Raw genomic sequence first — 20,646 nt, forward strand, 5'->3', positions numbered from 1 at the left:
GCGAGGCGGTCGAGCGCCTCGGTGGTGACGCCCGGCGTCACCGCCTCCATCAGAAGGTCCAGGGCCTCGGCGGTGAGCCGGCCGGCCTTGCGCATGGCCGCGAAGGCCTCGGGGCCGTGGATCGGCGGCTCCTGCCGGCGGCCGTCCTTGACCGCACTCTGCTCGTCACGACTCATCGGGGGCCCGAAAAAGATGCTGCTGGCGCGGCGTGGGATGCCGTTCGATGTAGGGGGTTCCGGCGCCGAAGCCAAGGACCCGAAGCCAAGGACCCGAAGCGATGCGCGCACTCAGCGCGGATCGACCCAGGCCCGCGGCCGGCTGCCCTCGCGCTGGGCGATCCGGGCGACCGGACGCGGCGCGGCGTACCGCGCGGCGATGGGGTGGCGACGCGCCCGCCGGGCGACCCGGCGCGGGCGCCGGCCCGATTCGCCCCAGGCGGCGCCGACGACCCCGCCCACCACCGCGCCGATCGGTCCGGCCACGAGGGCGCCCGCCACCGCGCCGGCCCCGGCGCCGACGACGGTGCGGCTCTGGGCCTGCGCCGCAGGCGCCGCCAGGAGGGAGGCGCCGAGGGCGGCGGCGAGGAGGGCGAGCCTCGGCGGGAAACGGGTCACGGGCGATCCTCTCGTGTGACGAAGCCTTGTCGGGCCCCCGATGCCGCAGGACCGTGACCAAACGGCGGCGGATGGCCCCGGGTGGGGCACAGGCCTGCGCCCGCACCCCTAGGCGCGGCGCCCCCGAGGGGCTAGGAGAGCGCGAGGATAGGGGCCAGCGTGCCCCGCGAGAATCGGGGGCTCACGCCCCGCGCAGTCAGGAACCCGGACGCGATGGCAGACAAGGCGGTCCCGCACTTCCACAACCAGGACGGCGTCCAGGTCATCCAGGTGGGCTCGAAGGAGTTCATGTGCATCGGCGCGCTGCCGCCGTTCGACCATCCCCACGTCTTCCTCGACATGGGCGCCGATTCCGAGATCATCTGCCAGTATTGCTCGACGCTGTACCGCTACAACCCGAGCCTGAAGGCCGGGACCGCGGCGCCGGCCTCCAGCGTCTGGGACGACCGCGCCCGCCTCGCGGCCGAGTAGGCCTTGGCGCTCCCTCCCGCGCCGGGACGGCCGGTCGCCGACCGGCCGGGCCTGCGCGTCGCGATCGTCGGGGCCGGCATCGGCGGGCTGACCGCCGCCCTGGCGCTCGCCGCCCGCGGCCACGCGGTGACCCTCGTCGAGCGCCGCACCGCCTTCAGCGAGGTCGGGGCGGGCCTGCAGCTCTCCCCCAATGCCAGCCGGGTGCTCACCGATCTCGGCCTCGGCCTGCCGCTGCGCCGCGTCGCCGGCGAGCCGGAGCGGGTGCGCATCCGCGGCATCGCGCATGGGCGGGAGATCGGCGCGATCGCGCTTGGCGCCGCGATGCGCGAGCGCTTCGGCGCGCCCTACTGGGTCGTCCACCGCGCCGACCTCCAGACCATTTTGCTCGACGCCGCCCGCGGCCGCCCCGGCATCCGCCTGCTCGTCGGCCGCACCGTCGCGGGCGTGCGCGACGCCCCCGACCACGCCACCCTGACGCTCACCAGCGACGGCGGCCGCAGCGAGACGCTCGAAGCCGAGCTCGTGGTGGCGGCCGACGGCGTGCGCTCGGGCTTGCGCGCAGCCCTCGACCGGCGCCCCTTGCGCCCCCGCGGCGAATCGGCCTGGCGCGCCACCCTGCCGCGCGAGGCGGTGCCCGACGCCTTCCTCGCCGACGAGACCGGCCTGTGGCTCGGCCCGCGTCGCCACGTCGTGCATTACCCGATCAATGCCGGGCGCCGGCTCAACCTCGTGGCGGTGATGCCCGACCAGCCCGGCGGCGAGGACTGGGCCGGGACGGGCGACCCCGCGCGCCTGCGCGCCGCCTTCGCGGATGCCGCCCCACCGCTCGCCGACCTGCTCGCCCGACCCGAATCCTGGCTGGTCTGGCCGCTGACCGACCGCGCCGCCGCCCGCCCGATGGCCCGCGGCCGGATCGCGCTCCTGGGCGACGCCGCCCATCCGGTGCTGCCCTTCCTGGCCCAGGGCGCCGCGATGGCGATCGAGGATGCCGCTGTGCTGGCCCACAGCCTCGAGGCCGACCGGCCGGTGCCGGCGGCGTTGTCCGCCTACGCTGCGGCCCGGGTCGAGCGGGTGCGCCTGATCCAGAACCACGCCCGCCGCAACGGCCGCGTCTACCACGCCGGCCCCCTCGTCGCGGCGGCCCGCGACCTCGTGATGGGACGCCTGCGGCCCGAGCAGATGACCGAGCGCTACGCCTGGCTCTACGGCTGGCGCCCGGCCTGAGGGTTGTGAGACCGCAACGGGGCCTTGATCTGGGCCCCGCCCCCGGCTAACCCGACCGCAACGGGGCCTTGATCTGGGCCCCGCCCCCGGCTAACCCGGACGGATCGGGCAAGCCCCGCGCGGACGTGGCGGAATCGGTAGACGCACGAGACTTAAAATCTTGCGACCTCTGGTCGTGCGGGTTCGAGTCCCGCCGTCCGCACCACCTTTATCGGTATAAAAAATTGAAAATGTCATTTTATTATTTATTGCGCGTTGAATGAATCATGCAGTCTGTGATCGGTACGGTTATTAAATACTACAAAATATTTGATTGAACTATATCATCTCCCTGTACGCCTGCTCCTATTACGGCTCGAAGCTTGTCACGCATATCTCTCATCTTTGCAGTTCTACGATCTAGCTCTGCCCCCTGATCCTTCAATTCGGACACAGCGGTCTTAATGGCATCAGTCGCACGTTCGAAAACGATTTGTGCCCTGTCGGGGTCTAGCATAATAGCGTCGATTGCTTTACAATACAGCTGAGAACGCCGTTCTTTTGGATCCAGTCCGTAATTGCGCTCAATTAAAAGGCGAGCTGCCATTATTATTTGAAATCTAAATGGCTTCCAATCGGTGTCAAGGCGTCGGTTTCGAAATAAAAACTCGAGTCTAAACGCGATGAAAGCTGCAGTATAGTAAGAATGAACTTCGTGGGTTGGATTGAAAACCTCTTTGCCTATCATAGGAGTCAAGTCTTTATAATAACGGCCAACTTGATTAGGCTGCTCTAAAAAGACCGATGCGTAAACCTTCAAGAGTAGATCTTTTGTAACAACTCGCACTTTTTCAATACCAGCCACCGTATTGAAATGGCCAGGACGTCGCTCATAATAAAGCCGTTGATCTCCCGTTTTTGACTCAAAATATATCTCGATTGCCTTATGTATAGGATCAAGAGCCCAAAAACTTTCCTGATCGACTTTATTTTGCGAGTTTGATGCTACAATCACTTGTCGCGCCACCTCTTCGTCTTCAGTGGCGACAATTTTTATTGGTATCATTGTTGCTTGATTTTTTTGTGTTGCCCTTGCAGCAATTACATGGCTCGTCTGACATCCATTAACGATTTGAAAATCTTCTAGAGTGAATTGAGGACCAACACGCTGCAGCTTGCGGGTCATGATCGTGATGCCGTTATTTCTCAGCGGAAACTCAATACAGCTTGTTGAATTTAGCGTGTCGGCGATCGATATATTTACAGGCGTATCCCCTTGAAAGTCTCGTATATTGTCAAAAAATAGACGGCGACGAACATTACCCTCTTCATCAGTAATCATTTTTAGATATTCGGAAATAGGGATTAATCCAATGTACGACTCGCGGACATTCGGAATTTCTGGCAATGATATATTTTGCAAAAATGTTATTGTAACACGAAAGGCATTTTTTGTCTGAAAATAAAGCTTCTGTATGCGCGTTGCGTCTATAGGATTAAACGTAAATGATGAAAACATGTGTAGAGAATTTGCTTGCGCTATGAAACCGTCCCTGATCGCACATAGATTTTGATCTTCATTCCAAGTTCCAGTAGTTGCATAAAATAGAGAAACCTTTGGCAAGCCTCTTGCAAACTTACCGGCCACCTCGTATAGGCGATTTTTAAGCTTATTTAAATCGTGTATGCGATCGCTCTGTGCGAACGCAGGTCTACTTCCAAAAAAATCTAGAACCGCCTGAAAAATTTTGACATATCTCCGCTATCAAAAGAAGAACTAGTCTTGGATTGAACAAACAAAAATTGCACTTGCAATGTTGAATTATGAACAATTATATCTTCTAACTGCTCTTCATCGTCGACTAGGACATCATTGACAATGACTGCGACCCCATCGATACCGAACTCTCCTTTTCCTGTAGCAATAATACTAAAATCAAATTCTTCTGGATATAAATCTGAAACTACAATATAATTGACAAATGCCTCAAATTTATCAGACTCAGATTGGTTTTCAATCTTTTGACTCTCAGAGAATTCTTTCAGCAAACTCTGCGTAACAACATCCATTTGATACCTCCCTTATACCATGAAGTAAATTATTATATTTGATATTACTCTATTTGCATCCATAATTTTTTGGCACTTGAATCTCATGCTCACGATATCACAGCTATTTGCAGAACACAAAGGTGTTAAATTGGCCAATTATAACAATCAATCTGGACATCGCGTTTTCTTTTATCGACCTGCATGTTATTATTGATAATGATATATTTTACCATATATTACTGAAATATCCTAACAAATCAAGGTTTTTCCCAAAAAATATTCAATTTATTTCAGACATCACTGTTTGAACGTTTAGCGTTTTCATCACCAACCCCATCACGGCCACGGCGGCAGCCCCCACCGCGCGGCAGGACGGCGCCGTCGTCGGATCAAGGCCGCCCAGCGCCACGACCGGCATCAAGGCGGTCGCCTCGCCGAGCGCGGCAAGCCCCAAAGCCGGCCCATATCCCGGCTTACTGGCCGTCAGAAAAATCGGGCTCAGGGTCACGTAATCCGCCCCCGCTTCCCGCGCCGCCCGCACCTCGGCCAGCGAATGCGCCGAGACGCCGAGCAACGCCCCCCGCCCCAGCCGCGCCCGGGCCGGGGCGACCGCCGCCGCGTCGCCGAGCTGCACGCCGGCCGCCCCCACCTGCGCCGCCAGCTCCACGTCGCGCCCGATGGTCAGCGCCCCGCCGACCCGGGCCACCTGCGCGGCCAGGGTCTTGGCGAGGGCCGCCCGCTCCGGCGCCGGCAGGTCGCGGTCGCGCAGCCAGACCCAGCGGGCGCCGGCCGCGAGGCAGGCGGCGACGCGGGTCTCCAGCGGCTCGGGGCAGCCGTGCCGGTCGGTGACGATCAGGAGGCGGGCGGGCAGGCTCACGAGCCGACGAGGCCGAGTTGCGGGCTCGACGGCTCGGCCCGGGCGCGACGCGGGATGCGGCCGGCGCGATGCGCCAGGCGGCCGGCCTCGACGGCATGGCGCATCGCGGCGGCCATCCGCACCGGATCGTCGGCCTTGGCGACGGCGGTGTTGAGGAGGACGGCCGCGGCCCCCAGCTCCATCGCCACCACGGCGTCCGAAGCGGTGCCGATGCCGGCATCGACGATCACCGGCACCGGAGAGCGGCGGCAGATCAGTTCGAGGTTCGCCGGGTTGGCGACGCCCATGCCGGAGCCGATGAGCGAGCCCATCGGCATCACGGCGGCCGCGCCGAGATCGGCGAGCCGGCTGCACACCACCGGATCGTCGTTGCAATAGGGCAGCACGACGAAGCCGGAATCGACCAGCTGGCGGGTGGCCTCGATCGTCTCGGCGACGTCGGGGTAGAGCGTCTCGCGGTCGCCGATCACCTCGACCTTGATCCAGTTGGTGCCGAGCGCCTCGCGGGCGAGCTCCGCGGTCATCACCGCGTCGCGGGCGGTCTCGCAGCCGGCGGTGTTGGGCAGGAAGCGGGCGCCCTTCAGCCGCGCCACCGTGTCCGAGCCGTGGCCGTGGAGCGAGATGCGGCGGATCGAGACCGTCACCACCTCGGCCCCGCTCGCCCGCACCGCCTCGCTCATGATGGCTTGCGTCGGGTAGCCGGCGGTGCCGATGAGGAGGCGCGAGGCAAGCGTCGTGCCGGCGATGACGAACGGGTCGTCGTGGGAGTCGGTCATGGGGGTGTCTCCGGATCTCTTGAGTGTCTAGCCGCCCTGCATGGCGCGCACGATCTCGACGCGGTCGCCCTCGCCGAGCGGCGTCTCGGCCCAGGCGCGCTGGCGCACCACGGCGCCGTTGAGGGCGATGGCGAAGCCCTGGGGGCCGGAGAGGTCGAGGTCGGCGGTCTCCTCGCGCCACAGGGCGTCGAGGGTGGCGGCCGCGCTCTCGCGGGGCTCGCCGTTGACGAGGATCTTCATGGGGTCTCGCGGGGCGACGGGGTGAAGCGGGCAAGGCCGAAGGGTGCGGCGACCGGCAGCGTCTCGCCGCGCAGGATCAGGGCGGCGACCGCCTCGGCGGTGACGGGGGCGAGCAGGTAGCCGTTGCGGTGGTGGCCGGCGGCGAGCACGAGGCCCGGCAGCGCCTCGCCGAGGATCGGGGCGTCGTCGTCGGAGGTCGGGCGAAAGCCGCTCCAGACGCCGGCCACCCGCATCTCCTCGACGCCCGGAAGCGCCCGGCGGGCGCCCTCCAGCAGGGCGTAGAGGCCGCCGGCGGTGAGGTGGGGGTCGAAGCCGGTCTCCTCGACGGTGGCGCCGACGATCAGCGTGCCGTCGTCCTTCGGCGCCATGTGGACCTGCTCGGTCCAGACGACGTGGGTGAGCCGGCCGCTGCGCGGCGTCATCTGCAGCGCCATCGACTGGCCCTTGAGCGGGCGCACCGGCAGGGCGAGATCGGGGATCAGCCCCCCCTCCCCGGCCCAGGCGCCGGAGGCCAGCACCGTGGTGCCGGCCCGTAGCGCGCCGGCCGAGGTCTCGATGCCGGTGACCCGCCCGCCCTCGCGGGTGAGCGCCGTGACGGTCGTCTCCTCGACGAGCCGCCCGCCGGCCGCCCGCAGCGCTTGGCGGAGGGCCGCCATCACCCGGGCGGGATCGACCTGATGGTCGTCGGGGCAGAAGAGGCCGGCCGTGACGGTGGGGCGCAGGCCCGGCTCGCGGGCGCGCACCGCCGGGCCCGACAGCCACTCGGCGGCGAGGCCATCGCGCCGCTGCAGTTCGTGGCGGAAGCGCAGACGCTCGACCTCGTCGCGGCCGAGCGCGATGACCAGCGTGCCCTCGCGGCGGTAATCGATGGTGAGACCGGATTCGGCTTCGAGGTCGTCGCGAAACGGGTGCCAGAGGCGCTGGCTCTCGACGCAGAGCGGCGACAGGCCCTCGCCGCCGGGCTCGTGCTCGGCGGCGGCCGCCAGCATGCCGGTGGCGGCAAGGCTCGCCCCGTCTCCGGCCCGGCCCCGCTCGACCACCGCGACGGCGAGGCCGGCGCGCGCCAGCCGCCAGGCGACCGAGAGGCCGATCAGCCCGGCGCCGATCACCGCGACGTCGGCGCGCTCCGGCAGCCGGTCGGTCTCTGGGGATATCGCCGGCCCGTTCCGCCGTCCGATCGCTTGCGCGTGCACCCTCGTTCTCCACGGTCGCCCGAAGAGAGTGGACAGCGCCCGGCAACCGGATGATGCGCGAGAGCCCTGAACGGGCCTGTCCAATCCCTACGCCGGTATGAGCCGGATCAGGTTCGAAGGATTTCCGCGCCGACCGAGGCGTAAGAGCCTGCAGTCCAGCGGTGTCTCAGCCCCTTGCCGGGGATCTCCCTGGAACGGCCGGAATGTGGCGAGCCGGCCCACTTTCGTCAACCGCCCTCGATCAACCACCCTTGCCGGGCCGGTAGATCGCCATCTCCTCGGCAATGCCGTCGAGGGGGTGGGTGCCGAGGAGTTCGGGATCGCCCCACAGGAAGTCGACGAAGGGCTTCGACATCAGGAGGGGCTCGGACAGGATCTTGTTGAGCTTGGCGAGCCGGCTCGCCAGATTCACGTCGCGGCCGATCACGGTGAAATCGAGCCGCGCGCCGGAGCCGACATTGCCGTAGGCGGCCTCGCCGTGGTGGAGCGCGATGCCGATCTCGATGCGGGTGGGAAAGCGCCCGGCCCGGTTGGCCTCCTCGACGCGCCGCAACGCCGCCTGCGCGGCCGAGAGCGCACCCTGCGCCGCGCCGCCGAGATCATCGCCGCTCTCGCGAAAGATCGCGAGAAGGCCGTCGCCCATGTATTTCAAGACCTCGCCGCCCTCGCTCTCGATCGGCGGCACTAGGCAGTCGAAATAGGTGTTCAGCAACTCCACCGAGGCCTCGGGGGTGAGGGCGTCGGTGAGGTGGGTATAGCCGCGCATGTCGGCGAACAGGATCGCCGAGCGGATCCGCTCGACCTGGCCGCGGCGGATGAAGCCGGCGAGGATCGCCTGGTGCGGCCCGTCGCCGACATAGACCCGCAGCACATGGTCGAGCCGCGCGTTGAGCCCACGCATCTCCATCACCGCCGACAGGGTCGGGATGATGAAGCGCAGGATGGCGAGGTCGTCGTCGGCAAAGCCGCGGGGATCGCGGGTCGCGAAGGTCACGCCGTTCTTGGTGCCGTTGGTGAAGAACAGCGGTACGGTGATGTAATGCGTGTAGCCCGCGCTTTTGAGCTCCGGGACGATGCTGAACTGGTCGTCGGGCGTCTGGCGCAGATCGAGGATCAGCCACTGGCCGGTGGCGTAGACATGCGCGAAGGGAGAGCGGGAGAGCGCCTTCTCGGACGCCTCGCCGTGCGGGAACAGGCGAAAACTGACGCCGTCCTCCCGGGTCCAGAACCGGCCGACGCCGGAATAGTCCGAGTGCAGGGCGTCGATGGCGGTGGTCGCCCGGTCGACCGGCACGCCGAGGTCGTTCAGCCGCTCGGCCATGCCGGCCAGCAGGTCACCGGATTCCGGCAGCCGCGCGCCCTCGCTCAAGAGCCAGTCGCGCAAGGCCACGCATTCGCGAAACAGGCCGATCGGAATGTCGCTCGCCTCCGACCCGTCCGCCGCGGCCGTGGGCGTCGGAGCGGAGTTGGGGCGAGGCTGGTCGTGCATGGCTCTGACATGGGCTTCGCCGCGCGGGACGGCAAGGCTTGGGAAGAGGGTATCGGAGGACGCCGCCACGGCTGCCGAGGGCAGAGGTCGCGAGGCAACGAGGCCGCCCGGCATAACCTTGGCGGTCGGGCCTGCTCCTGCTAAAACCGGATCTGCCCCCGGGACACCGTCCCGCCCGGCCGTAAGCGTCTCACGTCAAGCAACGCGCTCCCTGGGTGGTTCCACCGGGCAAGCGCGCGTCGCCTTGGTCCCGGGCGGGTCCATCCGCTTCGAAAGACGCGTCATGACCTCCTTCCTCACCCCGCGCCGACTGCCGGCCCATACCGCGCCGCTGGTGACCGCCTTCCTGCTCTCGATCCTGATGACCTGCATCGTCTCAGGTCTCGCGACCCTGCTCAGCCTCGGCGCCACGTCCGATGCGCTGTGGCACTGGCCCCGCGCCTGGGATTTTTCCTGGCTCGTCGCCTTTCCGACGCTGCTGCTCGTCCTGCCGCTGGTGCGGCGCGCCGTGGCACGGATCGTCGCGCCGCTGTAATGCGAAAGGCCCGGGAGGCAGCTGCCTCCCGGGCCTTTCGCGATCGATCGTGGTGAACGCTCAGTTGTCGAGGAAGCTGCGCAGCTTCCTGGACCGGCTCGGATGCTTGAGCTTGCGCAGGGCCTTGGCCTCGATCTGGCGGATACGCTCGCGGGTCACCGAGAATTGCTGGCCGACCTCCTCGAGGGTGTGGTCGGTGTTCATGCCGATACCGAAGCGCATGCGCAGCACCCGCTCCTCGCGGGGGGTGAGCGAGGCGAGCACCCGGGTCGTGGTCTCGCGCAGGTTCGACTGGATCGCCGCGTCGATCGGCAGGACGACGTTCTTGTCCTCGATGAAGTCGCCGAGGTGGGAATCCTCCTCGTCGCCGATCGGGGTCTCGAGGGAGATCGGCTCCTTGGCGATCTTGAGGACCTTGCGGACCTTCTCCAGCGGCATCGCCAGCTTCTCGGCCAGCTCCTCCGGGGTCGGCTCGCGGCCGATCTCGTGCAGCATCTGGCGCGAGGTCCGGACGATCTTGTTGATCGTCTCGATCATGTGCACCGGGATACGGATCGTGCGGGCCTGGTCGGCGATCGAGCGGGTGATCGCCTGCCGGATCCACCAGGTCGCGTAGGTCGAGAACTTGTAGCCGCGGCGGTACTCGAACTTATCCACGGCCTTCATCAGGCCGATATTGCCCTCCTGGATCAGGTCCAGGAACTGCAGGCCGCGGTTGGTGTACTTCTTGGCGATCGAGATCACGAGCCGCAGGTTCGCCTCGATCATCTCCTTCTTGGCCTGGCGGGCTTCGCGCTCGCCCTTCTGGACCATGTGGACGATCTTCCGGTACTCCTGGATCTCCAGGCCGGTCTCGGAGGCGAGCGAGATGATCTGCTCGCGCAGCGTCAGGATGTTGACGGCGCCGCGCTCGGTGAAATTCTTCCAGCCCTTGCCACCGAGCTTGGCCACCCGCTCGACCCAGTGCGGATCGAGCTCGTAGCCCTGGTAGTGGCGCAGGAACTCGTCGCGGGCGACGCCGTGATTCTCGGCGAGCCGCATCAGGCGGCCCTCATGCGAGATCAGCCGCTTGTTGATGTCGTAGAGCTGCTCGACCAGCGCCTCGATGCGGTTGGCGTTGAGCGACAGCGACTTCACGTCGGCGACGACGGTGTTCTTCAACTCGGAGTAGCGCTGACCCTGCGACTCGGAGGCCTCGGCGCCCTTGAGCCGGGTCTCGGCCTGCTCGGCCTGGACCTTGCGCAGCTTGCGGTAGTTCTCGGCGATCGCGTCGAAGGTCTCGAGCACGCGCGGCTTCAGCTCGGCCTCCATGGCCGAGAGCGACACGTTGTTCTCGAGGTCGTCCTCGTCGCCCTCGCCCTCCGGCGGGGTCTCGCCCTCGGCGTCGCCCTCCTCCTCGGCCTCGCCCTCGCCCTCGGCGGGGCCGGCGCGGCCGTCGGGGCCGGCATAGGTGGCTTCGAGATCGATGATGTCGCGCAGGAGCACCCGGCCGTCGACGAGCTCGTCGCGCCAGATGATGATGGCCTGGAAGGTCAGCGGGCTCTCGCACAGGCCGGCGATCATCGCCTCGCGCCCGGCCTCGATCCGCTTGGCGATCGCGATCTCGCCCTCGCGGGAGAGAAGCTCGACCGAGCCCATCTCGCGCAGGTACATCCGCACCGGATCGTCGGTGCGATCCGTCGGCTCCTTGGTGGTCTCGGCGCGCAGGGCGACGGGGCGGGCGGCGGCGACCTCGGCGACTTCGCCGCCCTCGCTCGCCTCTTCCTCCTCGGCGCCCTCCTGGGCCGGGGCCTCGCCCTGCTGCTCGTCGGCCTCCTCGGCCTCGACCACGTTCACGCCCAGCTCGGACAGCTGACCGAGCACGTCCTCGATCTGCTCGGAGGTGAACTCCTCCTGGGGCAGCACCTCGTTCAGCTCGTCGTAGGTGACGTAGCCGCGCTTCTTGGCGAGCTTGATCATCCGCTTGACGGAGGCATCCGTCAGGTCGAGGAGCGGGCCGTCGGTCTGCTGCTCGGGGGCCGCCTCGGTCTCGTCTCGTTCCGTTGCCTTCGTCGCCATGCTCAGCCTATGCTTCCCGGTGTCGGCAGTGCCCGGGCGGGGGAGGCTCCCGCCGTGCCGGCACCGTGATGTCGCGTCGGGCGGCGCGGATGCCGTCCCAGGATCTCACGCAGAATTGCAAGCCATTCTATCGGCTTGCCGTAAACCAGTCGGGGCGCAAGCCGCAAGTCGTGCGTCGCCCGAGTCCCACGTCGCGAGGGGCCGCGAGCGGCCCGTCAGGACGATTCTCCGTCATCGGCCGCCTCCGTTTCGCCCTCGGCGCCGGCCACCACGGAGAGGCGGCCCTTCACGTCGCGCAACCAGGCGAAGTTGGCCTCCGTTTCCTCTTCCGCCAGGGCGCGTTCGGCGGCCCGGAGTTCGCTATGTAGCGTTCCGGCCTTGCGGTGCAAGATCACGGCCTGCCGAAGCGCGTCCTCCAGCCGCACCGGATCGGCGTGGGGATCGAGGATCCAGCGGTCGCCGGGCCGCACGAGGCTCGCGACGCGGCCCGCGGCCGCCGTGAGCCCGGCGCGTTCGAGCCGCGCATCGAGAAGGGCCGCGTCGCTCGCACCTCCTTCCGCCGCGAGGTCGAGGAGCGCTCCGCGCAACGCCCGCGCATCCGCCCCCTCGAACGCGACCTCGGCCAGTTCCTCGGCCTCGCGGGCGAGCAGTTCGGGATGGACCAGGAGGGCGGCGACGATCAGGGCCTCGCGGGAGGACGAGCCGCCGGAGAACAGCGAGGAGCGGGCGAGCAGCGGGCTCGCCCGGGCTGTGAGCCGCGGCGAGACCGGGGCCGGCGGCGCGCCGCGGCCCCGCGGCACGAAGGGTGTGCGCTCCCGGCCATAGGCGCGGTCCCCGCCGCCGCCCGGCTGGCGGTTGGCGTTGTTGGGGCTCAGGGAGCGCAGGCGGGCCTCGATCTCGTCGCGGTAGTAGCGCTTCAGGGTCTCGTCGCGGATGCCGCCGACGATCTCGCGCAGGCGATGGGCGAGGCCGGCCCGCCGCTCCGGCGTGTCGACCGGGCTCATCTCGGTCTCGCGCGACCACAGGACGTCGACGAGGGGCTTGGCGCCGTCGAGCACCCGGTCGATCGCGCTCGGGCCACCAGTGCGCAACAGGTCGTCCGGATCCTGGCCCTCGGGCATCAGGGCGAAGCGCAGGGATTTTCCCGGCTGCAGCGCCGGCAACGCCACGTCGAGGGCGCGGTAGGCGGCGCGCCGGCCCGCCCCGTCGCCGTCGAAGCACAGGATCGGCTCGTCGGCCATGCGCCAGAGCAGGGCGAGCTGGTCCTCGGTGAGTGCCGTGCCCAGCGAGGCGACCACCTCCGGGTGCCCGGCCAGCGTCATCGCGATGGCGTCGACGTAGCCCTCGACCGCGATCACCCGCCCGGTATCGTGCGCGCTCTTGCGGGCGGCGTGGTGGTTGTAGAGCATCCGCCCCTTGTGGAAGAGCGGCGTCTCGGAGGAGTTCAGGTATTTGGGCTTGGCGTCCGGGCTCATGCCGCGGCCGCCGAAGGCGACGACCCGGCCGCGCACGTCGCGGATCGGAAAGATCACCCGATCGCGAAAGCGGTCGAACGGGACCTTGATGTCGTCGCCGGTGGTGAGAAGGTTCAGCTCCACCATCAGCTCGGCCGGCACGTCCCGGGCGGCGAGGTGGTCGCGCAACCCGTAGCGCTCGGGCGGCGCGTAGCCGAGGCGGAAGGTGCGGCGGATCTCGCCGTCGAGCCCGCGGCCGGCGAGATAGTCGCGGGCGCGGCCCCCCGCCCGCCCGGCGAGCTGCTCCTCGAAGAAGACGCAGGCGAGCTCCATCACCTCGAGGGCGCCGCGCCGCCGGGTCTCGCTCTCGCGGGAGGCCTCGCTCGGCGCCGGCAGGGCGACCCCGGCCTCGGAGGCCAGGCGCTCGACGGCCTCGGGGAACGAGACCCCTTCCGTTTCCATCACGAAGGTGAAGATGTCGCCGTGCTTGCCCGAGGAGAAGCAGTGGTAGAACTGCTTCTGGTCGTTGACGTAGAAGGAGGGCGACTTTTCGGCGTTGAACGGCGACAGGCCGCGCCATTCCCGCCCCGCCTTCTTGAGGCGCACGCGCCGGCCGACGACCTCGGAGGCCGGCAGGCGGGAGCGGATCTCTTCGAGCAGATGAGGCGGATAGCGCACGATGACATCCGGTCCGGGGGATCTGCCTTGTAGCGCGTCTTGGTCAGCGGAGTCCTAACGGAGGCGGCATGGCCGCCCCCGGCGGCGACGGGTTGCCGTCAGGCCGCCCGGACGCGGCTGTCAGGCCGCCCGGACCGTGGCGAGGAAGCCGGTCAGCTCGGCCGAGAGCCGCTCGGATTGCCGCGACAGCTCGGAGGAGGCGGCGAGCACCTGGGTGGCCGCAGCGCCGGTCTCCCCGGCCGCGCCCGCCACCGCGGTGATCGTCTCCGTCATCGCATGGGTGCCGGTGGCGGCCTCGGCCACGTTGCGGACGATCTCGCGGGTCGCGATCCCCTGCTGGTCGACCGCCGCCGCGATCCCGACCGAGACCCGGTCGATCTCGGCGATCCGCCCGGTGATCGCCTCGATCGCCGTGACCGCGTCGCCGGTCTTGCCCTGGATGCGACCGATCTGGCCGGTGATCTCCTCGGTCGCCCGCGCCGTCTGGCCGGCGAGCTCCTTCACCTCCGCCGCCACCACGGCAAAGCCCCGGCCGGCAACCCCAGCGCGGGCCGCCTCGATCGTGGCGTTGAGCGCGAGCAGGTTGGTCTGGGCCGCGATCGACGAGATCAGGCCGACGACATCGCCGATGCGGGCGACCGCTTCGCTCAGTTCGCGCATGTGACCGGCGGTGCCGGCGGCCTCGTCGACCGCCGTGCGGGCGAGCGCGGCCGATCCCGTGACCTGTCGGCCGATCTCGCCCACCGAGGCGCCGAGCTCCTCGGCGGCCGCCGCGACGGTGCCGACATTCTCGGCGGTCTGCCCGGCGGCGGCCGCGACGGCGGTGGTGCGTCCGGCGGTCCGCGTGGCTCCGTCGCTCATCGCGGCGGCGGTGGTCTGAAGTTCCGCGGCCGAGGCCGTGACCTGCCCGACGATGCCGCCCACCGTCCGCTCGAAGGAATCCGCCATCTGGCGCATCCCGATCCGGCGCTGCTCCTCGGCCGAGGCGCGGGCCTGCGCCGTCTCCGTCTCCAGGGCGCGGGCGCGGATCAGGTTGTCGCGAAACACCTGCACGGTCGCCGCCATGGCGCCGATCTCGTCGCGCCGGCCGACCGCCGGCACCGTCACGCTGGCATCGCCCTCCGCCAGCGCCTGCATCGCCTGCGTCATGCGGCGGATCGGCCGGGCGATGCGCAGCTGCGCGACCGCACAGCTCGCGCCCACCAGCAGCAGGGCCGCTGCGAACAGGGCCGCGTTGGCGATCAGCCGCCGCTGGGCGGCCTCGGCCGCGTCGGCCGCCCGCTCGGCGCCGACGCTGAGGGCCTCGCTCGCCACCGCCACGAGGGTGTTGAGCTTCGGGGTGACGAATTTCTGCCACTCGGGCAGCGTCATCGCCGCCTCGGCGCCGGGCGCGAAGGCGCGCAGGTTGCGCTGGATGGCGGTGCTGACCTCGGGCGTGAAATAGGCGCCCTGCGCGGCCGCGACCGAGGCCGCGATGCGCGGCGGCAGATCGGCGGAGGCCCCCTCGACCATGGCCCAGGCCGCCTCGTAGCGGCCGCGCAGGGCCTGCACCGCATCGGCCTGCTCGGGCGTCAGGGGCGTCCGGGTCGACAGGACGGTGTTGACCACGACCGCCAGCGAGCCGGCGGTGGCCCGCGTCGTCCAGGCATTGGTCTTGATGCCGGTCAGGAGCCGGGTTTCGGGGTCGAGGCGGGCCATCTGGCGCTCGAGCGAGGCCGAGACGCCCTCGAGCCGGGACAGGACGGCGTCGCCGGTCTTCAGCACCCGCGGGGCGAGGGCCTTGTCGCGGGCACCCACGTCGACGCCGTAGGCCTCGTCGGCGAGGCGCCGCAGGGCAAGCTGGTCGCGATAGGCGGCGTCGAGCGCCTTCAGCGCCTCGGCGAGGCCCGGCACCGCGAGGTCGGCAGGCGCGGCGAGGAGCGCGCCGACCGCGCCGTCGACCCGGCCGCGATGACCGTCGATGACCTTGCGCATCGTCGCGACCTGATCGCCCGACAGGCTCAAGGTGGCGGCAGTGTCGCCGCGCTCCGAGCGGAAAGCCTGCATCGCGTCGAGGACGCGCTGGTCGAGCCGGGCGGCGGCCGCCACGGTCCCGGCATCGCGATGCCCGGTCCAGGCCCGGAGCACCCCGTCGAGGGTCACCGCGCCGACGATCGCGCCCAGCGCCAGCGTGATCCCGAGCACCAGCGCCCGGACAGACAACAGCGATCTCACCACGGACCTCCACGCACGCAATCCCACCAAGTTTCCATGGGACCGCACGCGCATTCTGACGGAATTACTCTTAATCAAAAACTAACAATATCAGGCCGTGAACGCCGAAACGCTGCGGCGCCAAGCGAATACGCAGATTTGCTGCAGGACGAGCGGTCGTTGGATTACATGCGCTCGTCATGATGCCGCAGTACCGGGCGACACAGACCGGCCCGCACTTCCGACATCCGATTCATCGGCCGGTGCCGCAGGGGTTCGCCCGGAGCTTGACCGCCCTGCGCGACGCGACGCCCGAACGACGAAACGGCGCGGATCGCCCGGCCCTCGTGGGGGAGCCGGGGATCCACGCCGTTTCGAATCGGACCGATCGACCATGGGACCGGTCAACCGCGAACGGCCCCGGCCCGCGGGACGAGGACGCGGATCCGCCCCCCTCCCCCGACGGGGTCGGGGCGAACCGGGGTAGAACCGGAGGGCGGTCAGCCCTGGGCCAGCATCCCCTTCACCAGGCCGCTCGCCTTGGCGAAGTCCATCCGGCCGGCATAGGCCCCTTTGAGGGCGGCGATGACCTTGCCCATGTCCTTCGGCGAGGCGGCACCGGTCTCCGCGATGGCGGCCTGGATGGCCGCACGGGTCTCGTCCTCGTCCATCTGCTGGGGCAGGAACTGGGCGATGATCGCGGCCTCGGCGCGCTCGGCCTCGGCGAGTTCCGGGCGGCCGCCCTGGTCGTAGACCGTGGCGGATTCGTTGCGCTGCTTGATCATCTTCTGGAGCAGGGAAAAGATCTCCTCGTCGGAGAGCGGCTCCTTGGCCAAGCCGCGGGCTTCGATGTCCTTGTCCTTCAGGGCGGCCTGGATCAGCCGGACGGTGGCGAGCTTCGCCTTGTCGCCGGCCTTCATGGCTTCCTTCATCTCGGCGGTGAGGCGCTGGCGCAGCATGCCGGTCTCCTGGTGTTCTCGGTGGGGGCGAGGCACTTGCACGTGCTCCCGCAAGGCTCTTGAAAGTCGAGGCACTTGAGGGGATACCGGGGCATCCCCAGATTGACCGGGCCGCCGCCGGCCTCGTAAACAGCCGGCCGCGCCCGTCGGCCGGACCCGGCCGCGACATAAGCGAGTTCAACATCATGCTGCAAGACGACGCGGCCGCCCCCGCGCAACCCGAAGGCTGGGCCGAGCCCGTCGCGACCGCCCTCCTGGTGCTCGCCGACGGCACGATCCTGGAGGGTTTCGGCATCGGCGCCACCGGCGAGGCCGCCGGCGAGGTCTGCTTCAACACCGCGATGACCGGCTACCAGGAGATCCTGACCGATCCGTCCTATGCCGGGCAGATCGTCACCTTCACCTTCCCGCATATCGGCAATGTCGGCACCAACGACGAGGACCTCGAGAGCCTCGACGCGGCGCCGGCCTCCGGCGTGCGCGGCGCGGTGATCGCCTCGGCGGTGACGAACCCCTCGAACTGGCGCTCGTCGCGTCACCTCGACGGCTGGCTCAAGGCCCGCGGCATCGTCGGCATCACCGGCATCGACACCAGGGCGCTCACCGCGCTGATCCGCGACCGCGGCATGCCGAACGCCATCCTGGCCAACGACCCGGCGGGCCGCTTCGACCGCGAGGCCCTGACCGCCAAGGCCGCCGCGCTGCCGCCGATGGAAGGCCTCGACCTCGTGCCGCCGGTGACGAGCAAGGCCTCTACCACCTGGGGCGAGACCTCCTGGCAGCACCCGGCCGGCTACGGCAGCCGGGCGGCGGGCGAAGGCCTCAAGGTCGTGGCGATCGATTACGGCGTGAAGCGCAACATCCTGCGCCTCCTCGCCAAGGCCGGCTGCGACGTTACCGTGGTGCCGGCGACGGCCACCGCCGACGAGGTGCTGGCGCTGAAGCCCGACGGCGTCTTCCTGTCGAACGGCCCGGGCGACCCGGCGGCGACCGGCGAATACGCCGTGCCGGTGATCCGCGCCCTCCTCGACCAGAAGGTCCCGACCTTCGGCATCTGCCTCGGCCACCAGCTGATGGGCCTCGCGCTCGGCGGCCGCACCGTGAAGATGAGCCAGGGCCATCACGGCGCCAACCACCCGGTGAAGGACCACACCACCGGCAAGGTCGAGATCGTCTCGATGAACCACGGCTTCGCGGTCGATCCCGCCAGCCTGCCGGCGAACGCCGTCGAGACCCACGTCTCGCTGTTCGACGGCTCGAATTGCGGCCTGTCCCTCACCGACCGTCCGGCCTTCTCGGTGCAGCACCACCCGGAGGCCTCGCCGGGGCCGCAGGACAGCCACTACCTGTTCGACCGGTTCGTCAGCCTCATGCGCGAGACGAAGAGCAGCAACGCGTAACTCCGAAAAAGGTTGCGGCCGATTCCGGCCGCAGCCACAAAAAACCCGAACTCGCGGCCGATTCTCCCGGCCGTCCACGGGGCCTTCGAGCGACGACGATCCAACGATCGTCGCGGGGCCGCGATTTCGGGGGCTTGCCCAGTGACCGACCACGCCGCGACCGACACCTTCTCGCGCCTGCACCGCACCTTCACGACCCATCTCGGCATCGCCGTGGGGCTGGCCTGGGTCACCACCCTGGCGGCCGCAATCCAGGCGCCCTGGGTGCGCAACATCCGGGCGCTGATCGACCCGATGGCGAGCCGCGTCGAGAGCACCTGGTCGTTCCTGTTCGCGATGCCGGTGGTGCTGACGCTGGCCTGGCTCGGCGCCCTCTACGGCCGCGAGACCCTGCGCGAGCTGCGCGCCCTGCCGAACGACGCCGCCGAGTTCGCGCTGGCCGCCGTCGTCGCCTTCGCGGTGTTCTACCTCTCGATCGACCGCGCGATCTCGGTTCTGTTCATCGGCGGCTGAGGCCGCACGGCGCCGGGAGCGGGAGGAACGGCGTGGTCTCCTCCTGGCGCGAATTCTGGGATCGGGACACCCCGATCTACGTCAACGCCCGCCACAAGGCCCGGCACTATGCCGGGCTGGCGGACGAGATCGCCGCCCTGGTGCCGCATCCGGGGGCGATCGTCCTCGACCATGGCAGCGGCGAGGCGCTCTTCGCCGACCGGATTGCCGAGGTCTGCGGCCGGCTCCTCCTCTGCGACGCCTCCCCGCGCCGGCGCGACGCCCTCGGGCAGCGTTTCGCCGGTACGCCGACCATCGCCGTGCTCGCGCCCGAGGAGGTCGCCGCCCTGCCCGCGGCGAGCCTCGACCTCGTGGTGGCGAATTCCCTGGCGCAGTACCTGACGGCCGCCGAACTCGAGGCCTGTCTGAGGGACTGGCACCGCGCCCTCGCGCCGGGCGGCCGCCTGATCCTCGCGGACGTGATCCCGCCGCAGCTCGGCGCCGTCGCGGACGCGGCCGCCCTCCTGGCCTTCGCACGGCGCGACGGCTTTCTCCTCGCAGCCCTGCTGGGCCTCGCCCGCACGTTCCTGTCGGATTACCGCAGCTTGCGCCGCCGGCTCGGGCTGTCCCGCTACGACGAGGCGGACATGCTCGCCCGGCTGCGCGATGCCGGCTTCACGGCGCAGCGGATGCCGCGGAATCTCGGGCACAACCAGCGGCGGATGGCGTTCGTGGCGCGGGTGTGAAGTCGAGGATTCACCCGCATCGTGAAAAGCTGCCGGCGACGCGAGCGAGGCGCGACCACCAGGCGCCATCAGTTCGCTTGCGTGCGGCGTCCGCGTTCGAACTTCCGGGCTTGCCGCACAAGATCGAGGAGCGCGTGTACCGCTCCGCCTATCAGGATAATCAGGATCAGAGGGTGATACCCCGCTTGCCAGAATCCGGCACCGGCCAGAATCATCGCCGTCGCGGCGGCGCTCGTGCCCCGGACGTGGTGGCGCCGCGCGGCGTCGGGAATCATCGAATTCCAGACCCAATATCCGACGGCGACGCGAAACTCCTCCTCCGCCATCTTCGGAACCTTCGACCGAACGATGCCTTCGAGCTTCATCCGATGCCACATGCCCAGCAAGAGCAGTGGGAAAGCCGATGCCAGGCAGATGCCGATCACCATGATGTGCTACCGTCCCCGACCGATCATCGCCGGTCGTCGGTTACGATCCAAACTCCGCAATGCCGATATTTTTCGCTGTTCAACCGCGACAGTCGTGTCACGGAGCCGGTGCGGGGCGATTGCAGCACTTCAGGACGCGTATTCCGAAATCATGGGCGCATTCTGGAGCGGGTGAGGTTCCCGGCGCGGGTGTGGACAATCCACTGCCCGGCCGCGCTCATAACACCCGGAACATCACCAGCGCATCCACTTCGCCGTGGGTCGGATGCCGAAACGCCAGCGGCAGGCGCCCGACCGTCTCAAAGCCGAGGGAATGCCATAGCCGCACCGCCCGCTCGTTCGTGCTGACGACGAAGTTGAACTGCATGCCCCGATAGCCGCGTGCGCGGGCGTGAGCGAGGGAATGCTCCGCCATCCCCCGGGCGATTCCCCGTCCCGTCGCGCCGGTGCGCGTCATGTATCCGCAATTGCAGACGTGGCTGCCGCCGCCGGCCTGATTCGGCCGCATGTAGTAGGTGCCGACGACCTCGCCCGCCTCCTCGGCGACGAAGGTCTCCTTGTCCGGCCCCATCCAGTAGGCCAGGGCCTCGGCCTCGGTCATGTCCGGGTCGAGGGTGTAGGTCTCGCCGGCGCGGATCACCGGCGCGAGGATCGACCAGATGGCGGGGGCGTCGTCGGGACGGGCGGGGCGGATCGGCATGGCGCCGCTCTTAGCGGCAGGGGGCCGGGTGCGGAAGCGCTGCGGCCCGGCCGGGCGGTATTTCGCCGCGCGCCGCTTGCCGGCGCTT

The 20,646-nt window shown here is 68.4% G+C and carries 20 protein-coding genes, 1 tRNA gene, 1 pseudogene and 1 riboswitch; of the genes and pseudogenes, 7 read left to right on the forward strand and 15 right to left on the reverse strand.

What is annotated here, in order from left to right:
• Positions 1 to 176, reverse strand: a pseudogene (locus QR78_RS36105) (type I methionyl aminopeptidase); the annotation flags it as partial.
• A gap of 111 nt (positions 177 to 287) precedes the next feature.
• A complete protein-coding gene (locus QR78_RS16775) occupies positions 288 to 614 on the reverse strand; it encodes a DUF456 family protein (RefSeq protein WP_048428696.1) in 327 nt (108 codons plus the stop codon).
• 213 nt (positions 615 to 827) lie between these two features.
• Between QR78_RS16775 and QR78_RS16780 the strand changes: the two genes are divergently transcribed.
• The 3 genes from QR78_RS16780 (at position 828) to QR78_RS16790 (ending at position 2,514) form a co-directional block, all read left to right on the forward strand.
• The gene (locus tag QR78_RS16780; protein ID WP_048428697.1) at positions 828 to 1,085 is read left to right on the forward strand and encodes a zinc-finger domain-containing protein; all 258 of its coding nucleotides are present in this window, start codon (positions 828 to 830) and stop codon (positions 1,083 to 1,085) included.
• Between the two features lie 3 nt (positions 1,086 to 1,088).
• Complete coding sequence (locus QR78_RS16785) at positions 1,089 to 2,309, forward strand: FAD-dependent oxidoreductase (protein WP_048428698.1); 1,221 nt, start codon at positions 1,089 to 1,091, stop codon at positions 2,307 to 2,309.
• Between the two features lie 119 nt (positions 2,310 to 2,428).
• Positions 2,429 to 2,514 (forward strand) — tRNA-Leu (locus tag QR78_RS16790).
• Between the two features lie 93 nt (positions 2,515 to 2,607).
• Here QR78_RS16790 and QR78_RS32925 read toward each other — a convergent pair.
• From QR78_RS32925 to QR78_RS16815, 7 genes are all read right to left on the reverse strand, one after another.
• A complete protein-coding gene (locus tag QR78_RS32925; protein ID WP_125901219.1) occupies positions 2,608 to 3,936 on the reverse strand; it encodes an AIPR family protein in 1,329 nt (442 codons plus the stop codon).
• Positions 3,937 to 4,016: 80 nt separating this feature from the next.
• The gene (locus QR78_RS34210) at positions 4,017 to 4,358 is read right to left on the reverse strand and encodes a hypothetical protein (protein WP_125901221.1); all 342 of its coding nucleotides are present in this window, start codon (positions 4,356 to 4,358) and stop codon (positions 4,017 to 4,019) included.
• A gap of 262 nt (positions 4,359 to 4,620) precedes the next feature.
• The gene (locus QR78_RS16795) at positions 4,621 to 5,217 is read right to left on the reverse strand and encodes a thiamine phosphate synthase (protein ID WP_048428699.1); all 597 of its coding nucleotides are present in this window, start codon (positions 5,215 to 5,217) and stop codon (positions 4,621 to 4,623) included.
• The gene (gene thiG / locus QR78_RS16800; protein ID WP_048428700.1) at positions 5,214 to 5,993 is read right to left on the reverse strand and encodes a thiazole synthase; all 780 of its coding nucleotides are present in this window, start codon (positions 5,991 to 5,993) and stop codon (positions 5,214 to 5,216) included. Before thiG ends, QR78_RS16795 begins: the two co-directional genes overlap by 4 nt.
• A gap of 27 nt (positions 5,994 to 6,020) precedes the next feature.
• On the reverse strand, positions 6,021 to 6,233 hold the full coding sequence (gene thiS, locus QR78_RS16805; RefSeq protein ID WP_048428701.1) for a sulfur carrier protein ThiS: 213 nt from the start codon (positions 6,231 to 6,233) through the stop codon (positions 6,021 to 6,023).
• On the reverse strand, positions 6,230 to 7,426 hold the full coding sequence (thiO, locus tag QR78_RS16810) for a glycine oxidase ThiO (protein ID WP_048428702.1): 1,197 nt from the start codon (positions 7,424 to 7,426) through the stop codon (positions 6,230 to 6,232). The genes thiS and thiO overlap by 4 nt, the downstream gene beginning before the upstream one ends.
• Before the next feature lie 66 nt (positions 7,427 to 7,492).
• Positions 7,493 to 7,626, reverse strand: a riboswitch (TPP riboswitch).
• Positions 7,627 to 7,667: 41 nt separating this feature from the next.
• On the reverse strand, positions 7,668 to 8,915 hold the full coding sequence (locus QR78_RS16815; protein ID WP_048428703.1) for an adenylate/guanylate cyclase domain-containing protein: 1,248 nt from the start codon (positions 8,913 to 8,915) through the stop codon (positions 7,668 to 7,670).
• A 283-nt stretch (positions 8,916 to 9,198) separates the two neighbouring features.
• On the opposite strand from QR78_RS16815, the gene QR78_RS16820 reads away from it, so the two are divergent.
• Positions 9,199 to 9,450 (forward strand): DUF2798 domain-containing protein, encoded by a 252-nt coding sequence (locus QR78_RS16820; protein ID WP_048428704.1) that lies wholly within the window; start codon positions 9,199 to 9,201, stop codon positions 9,448 to 9,450.
• Positions 9,451 to 9,510: 60 nt separating this feature from the next.
• Here the strand turns inward: QR78_RS16820 and rpoD are convergent, their stop codons facing one another.
• From rpoD to QR78_RS16840, 4 genes are all read right to left on the reverse strand, one after another.
• Complete coding sequence (rpoD, locus tag QR78_RS16825) at positions 9,511 to 11,508, reverse strand: RNA polymerase sigma factor RpoD (protein ID WP_048428705.1); 1,998 nt, start codon at positions 11,506 to 11,508, stop codon at positions 9,511 to 9,513.
• A gap of 215 nt (positions 11,509 to 11,723) precedes the next feature.
• Positions 11,724 to 13,640 carry a DNA primase gene (gene dnaG / locus QR78_RS16830; RefSeq protein ID WP_048428706.1) on the reverse strand — a complete coding sequence of 639 codons (1,917 nt, stop codon included), beginning with the start codon at positions 13,638 to 13,640 and terminating at the stop codon, positions 11,724 to 11,726.
• Positions 13,641 to 13,760: 120 nt separating this feature from the next.
• Entirely contained in the window at positions 13,761 to 15,854 is a 2,094-nt protein-coding gene (locus QR78_RS16835; protein WP_125900951.1) for a methyl-accepting chemotaxis protein, read from the reverse strand.
• Between the two features lie 479 nt (positions 15,855 to 16,333).
• The gene (locus tag QR78_RS16840) at positions 16,334 to 16,792 is read right to left on the reverse strand and encodes a GatB/YqeY domain-containing protein (RefSeq protein ID WP_048428707.1); all 459 of its coding nucleotides are present in this window, start codon (positions 16,790 to 16,792) and stop codon (positions 16,334 to 16,336) included.
• A gap of 185 nt (positions 16,793 to 16,977) precedes the next feature.
• Between QR78_RS16840 and carA the strand changes: the two genes are divergently transcribed.
• The 3 genes from carA to QR78_RS16855 all read left to right on the forward strand — a co-directional run bounded on the left by carA (position 16,978) and on the right by QR78_RS16855 (position 19,430).
• Complete coding sequence (gene carA, locus QR78_RS16845; RefSeq protein WP_048428708.1) at positions 16,978 to 18,192, forward strand: glutamine-hydrolyzing carbamoyl-phosphate synthase small subunit; 1,215 nt, start codon at positions 16,978 to 16,980, stop codon at positions 18,190 to 18,192.
• A 141-nt stretch (positions 18,193 to 18,333) separates the two neighbouring features.
• On the forward strand, positions 18,334 to 18,705 hold the full coding sequence (locus QR78_RS16850) for a hypothetical protein (protein ID WP_048428709.1): 372 nt from the start codon (positions 18,334 to 18,336) through the stop codon (positions 18,703 to 18,705).
• Positions 18,706 to 18,737: 32 nt separating this feature from the next.
• Positions 18,738 to 19,430 carry a class I SAM-dependent methyltransferase gene (locus QR78_RS16855; RefSeq protein WP_048428710.1) on the forward strand — a complete coding sequence of 231 codons (693 nt, stop codon included), beginning with the start codon at positions 18,738 to 18,740 and terminating at the stop codon, positions 19,428 to 19,430.
• A gap of 68 nt (positions 19,431 to 19,498) precedes the next feature.
• Here the strand turns inward: QR78_RS16855 and QR78_RS16860 are convergent, their stop codons facing one another.
• Positions 19,499 to 19,858, reverse strand: a complete 360-nt coding sequence (locus QR78_RS16860) for a hypothetical protein (protein ID WP_048428711.1) — start codon at positions 19,856 to 19,858, stop codon at positions 19,499 to 19,501.
• Between the two features lie 217 nt (positions 19,859 to 20,075).
• On the reverse strand, positions 20,076 to 20,558 hold the full coding sequence (locus tag QR78_RS16865) for a GNAT family N-acetyltransferase (RefSeq protein ID WP_048428712.1): 483 nt from the start codon (positions 20,556 to 20,558) through the stop codon (positions 20,076 to 20,078).
• Positions 20,559 to 20,646 lie beyond the last annotated feature (88 nt).

Source organism: Methylobacterium indicum, from assembly GCF_001043895.1.
GTDB classification, from domain to species: domain Bacteria; phylum Pseudomonadota; class Alphaproteobacteria; order Rhizobiales; family Beijerinckiaceae; genus Methylobacterium; species Methylobacterium indicum.